The 3,273-nt window shown below is 67.5% G+C and carries 3 protein-coding genes; 1 reads left to right on the top strand and 2 read right to left on the bottom strand.

The genetic code is table 11. The features are described from left to right. Together E1261_RS44005 and E1261_RS44000 are read right to left on the bottom strand one after the other, a co-directional pair. Nucleotides 1–1,425: FAD-dependent oxidoreductase (locus E1261_RS44005; protein WP_132416211.1), on the bottom strand; the 1,425-nt coding region annotated here is incomplete at its 3' end. A 7-nt stretch (nt 1,426–1,432) separates the two neighbouring features. Continuing rightward, entirely contained in the window at nt 1,433–2,326 is an 894-nt protein-coding gene (locus tag E1261_RS44000; RefSeq protein ID WP_132416209.1) for an AurF N-oxygenase family protein, read from the bottom strand. Nucleotides 2,327–2,425: 99 nt separating this feature from the next. Between E1261_RS44000 and E1261_RS43995 the strand changes: the two genes are divergently transcribed. After that, entirely contained in the window at nt 2,426–3,085 is a 660-nt protein-coding gene (locus E1261_RS43995; protein ID WP_132416207.1) for a transglycosylase SLT domain-containing protein, read from the top strand. Nucleotides 3,086–3,273 lie beyond the last annotated feature (188 nt).

Here is a 3,273-nt window from a genome sequence, read left to right as displayed (position 1 = left end):
GAGGAGGGCGGTGGTGGCGTCGGTCAGGAGGGCGTTGATGGTTTGTTTGGCGCAGGTGCGGTTGGTGCCGATGCCGCCGGTGGGGCCGCGTTTGATCCAGCCGACCACGTAGGTGCCGGGGCGGTTGGTGACGCGGCCGGATTCGTTGGGGATCACGCCGGACTCTTCGTCGAAGGGGAGGCCGGGGATCGGGGTGCCGCGGTAGCCGACCGAGCGGATGAAGAGTTCGGTGGCGAGGTCGAGGCCGGCCGTGGTGCGGACTGAGCGGACTCGGTCGTGGCCGGTGAGTTCGGCTGCTGTGGTGTAGAAGCGGAGGACGATGCGTCGGCCGGGCTTGGGGGTTGAGGTCCAGTCGATGGTTTCGAAGGCGGTGTCGCGGAGTGCTGCGGCCTTGGCGTTCGCGGGGTCGGCGAGGGCAGCGCGGATGCGGGGGTCGTGGTCGTCGACGACCAGGTCGACGCCGGCCAGGTGCTGGAGTTCCAACAGCTCCGAGAGGCTGTACGACGCCTCGGCCGGACCGCGGCGCGCGAGCAGCACGATCTCGCGATCTTGGTGTGTCGCGAGAACAGAGAGCGCTCTCTGGGCGATCTCGGTGTTTCTCAGGGCTGCGGGATCAGTGGTGAGGATGCGGGCTACGTCCAGGGCGACGTTCCCGGTGCCGGCGATGACGACTCGGCCGGCCGGGAGATGGACGGCATCGACCTCGGGGTGGTCGTTGTACCAGCTGACCAGGCGGCGGGTGGGGATGCTGCCGGGGAGATCCTCGCCGGGGATACCGAGTCGGCGGTCGGTTGCGCTGCCGACGGCGTAGATCACTGCGTTGTGGTGAGCCAGCAGATCCTCATGCGTGAGATCCCGCCCGATCTCAACGCCGAGCATCGTGCGGGTCCGCGGGTGATCGTGGAAACGGGCGAAGCGGTCGGCGACCTTGCGGGTGGCCGGATGATCCGGAGCGACGCCGTACCGGAGGAGGCCGCCGGGGGAGGGGAGGCGGTCGATCAGGGTGACCTCGGCGTTGGTGTGCAGCAGGAGGTCTTCGGCGGCGTACATGCCGGCCGGTCCGGTGCCGACGATCGCCACGCGCAACGGCAGTGGGGTCGAGGGTAAAGGGCGCGGTGGTTCGGGCTGTTCCCACACGTGGAAGTTCGGTGCCGGGTCGCCGGCCGGCGGGATCTCGTCGAAGTACGCGGCGTTGATCGCGGCGTACTGCTGCATCGGACCGGTCAAAGTCTCGATCGGGTGGATCGCGTCGGCCGGGCACGCGTCAGAACAGGCGCCGCAGGAGATGCAGGTTCTCGGGTCGACGTAGAGCATCTCGGTGCTGCCGAACGCGCGTTCTTGCGGTGTCGGGTGGATGCAGTTGACCGGGCAGACCGACACGCAGCTCGCGTCGCTGCAGCACGACTGCGTGATCGCGTAGGGCATCCGGAACTCAGATCAGGTGCGCGCGGCGGTAGATGGCGACGGCCGGCCGGGTCAGCAGGCCGACCGAGGAGAGGAACTCCATCAGCCCGGCACAGCTCGAGCGCAGCATCGACTTGTAGTGCTCGTTGGCTCGGGCTTCCCGCAGAGAGCGCTCTACGTCGAGGCCGGCGGCGGCGTACGCGGCGCTGTTCACCATGCTCGTGATGATGAAGTACGCCGCGGCGGCCACGATCACGCTGCTCTTGAGGCGCCGGATCTTGCCCGCGTTCGCGAGCTGCTCGCGGACTTCCTCGCGGGCGAACTTCATGTGCCGGGATTCCTCGACCACATGGATGTTGCTGATAGTTCGTACGAAAGCAACGATGCGGTCGTCGCGCATCCAGTCCCGCTGCATGACATCGGTGACCTCCTCGGCGACCAGGATCGCGGCGTACGCGGTCTCGGCCGAGGCGAGGGTCTTGAAGGCGCGACCGAGTTCGATCACGTGGCGGCGCGGCCGGTACGCCGGGGCGCCGAGTTTGGCGGCACCGCGGGCGAACATGATCGAGTGCCGGCATTCGTCGGCGATCTCGGTCAGCGCCCACTGGAAGTCCGGATCGGTCGGATCCTTGGCGTAGAAGTCGCGCAGCATCATCTGCTGCAGGATCATCTCGAACCAGATCCCGGTACTCGCGACCGAAGCCGCCTCCTGCCGGGTGAGCGCCTTCTGGCGGTCCTCACCCATCTCGTGCCAGTACGCCGTGCCGTACAGGGTGCTCCACTCGGGAGTCAGACCGTGCAGCCCGGTGTCGAGCGGCGTGTCCCAGTCGACCTCGACGAGCGGGTCGTACGACACCGCGTCCGCCGAGCGCAGCAGCTGGGCGGTGACGCGCTGGTCGGTTCCGGAGTCGGTCGCAGTCATGGTCGTCTCCGTTCGTCGGGATAAGCCATCTCCGATGTTACATCGCTAATGTCAGATGTCTAGAGGGGTCCGCGCGGCGGCAGCGGCTACCGTGGGTGAGTGGGTAAGCGTTGGTGGGTCGTCGTCGCTGGGGTGCTCGTGGTTGGGGTCTGGAGTGCGCGCGGCAAGGACGAGCCGCAGTCGGCTCCGGAGACCGTCGTGTCGACCAAGTCCACGCCCAAGCCGACGAAGTCCGCGCAGCCGCCACCGGCTGAGCGGTCGGTGGGGAACTGGTACGACGACTACGATCCGGCGCACTTCGCCGTACAGGTCCGGAAGTCGGCCAAGAAGGCCGCCGTGAACCCGCAGCTCCTGATGGCGATCCTCTACAACGAGGACTACAAACCGCACAACCCGGAGCTCGAGCGTTCCTGGCAGCGGATCAAGCCGGACGCCTCCTTCGGGATCGCGAACATGCACCGCGCAGCGTTCGACGAAACCAAACGCAACCGCTTCGCCAAGCGTCAGTGGGAAGAGCTCCCTGACCACCCCGACCTGGCCATCGAAGCCGCCGCCTGGCACCTCCACGATCTCGCGAACCGCATCCCGGCCAACCGTTCGTCCAAACTCACCAAGGACGAACTACTTGCCCTCGGCTACAACGCCGGCGCCGGCAACATGCGAGCCTTCGCCCGCGGCGCCCACCCCGGCCCCCAAGCCCAGTCCTACCTCAACAACCTCCACGAGAACTGGCAGAAGTCAGGCAAGGCTGTCACCTGACTCGGCAGACGTACCTAAGAACGGGTAGTAGTGCCCGAAATCCAGCCGCCCGCACATCCTCCAGGCGTGCGGCCGCTCGCACCCACCGACCACTACCCGTCCTTCGGTACGCTCTCGCCGCCGTCGACAACGACCATGCCGCGGCGAGGTGCCTGTAGCGGGCGAGGGCTCCGGGCGTGGGGTGGGTT

Origin of the sequence: Kribbella albertanoniae (assembly GCF_004348455.1) — a bacterium.
GTDB classification, from domain to species: domain Bacteria; phylum Actinomycetota; class Actinomycetes; order Propionibacteriales; family Kribbellaceae; genus Kribbella; species Kribbella albertanoniae.
The sequence above is the reverse complement of the archived record's forward strand: the minus strand, read 5'-3'. Positions and strand labels throughout refer to the sequence as shown.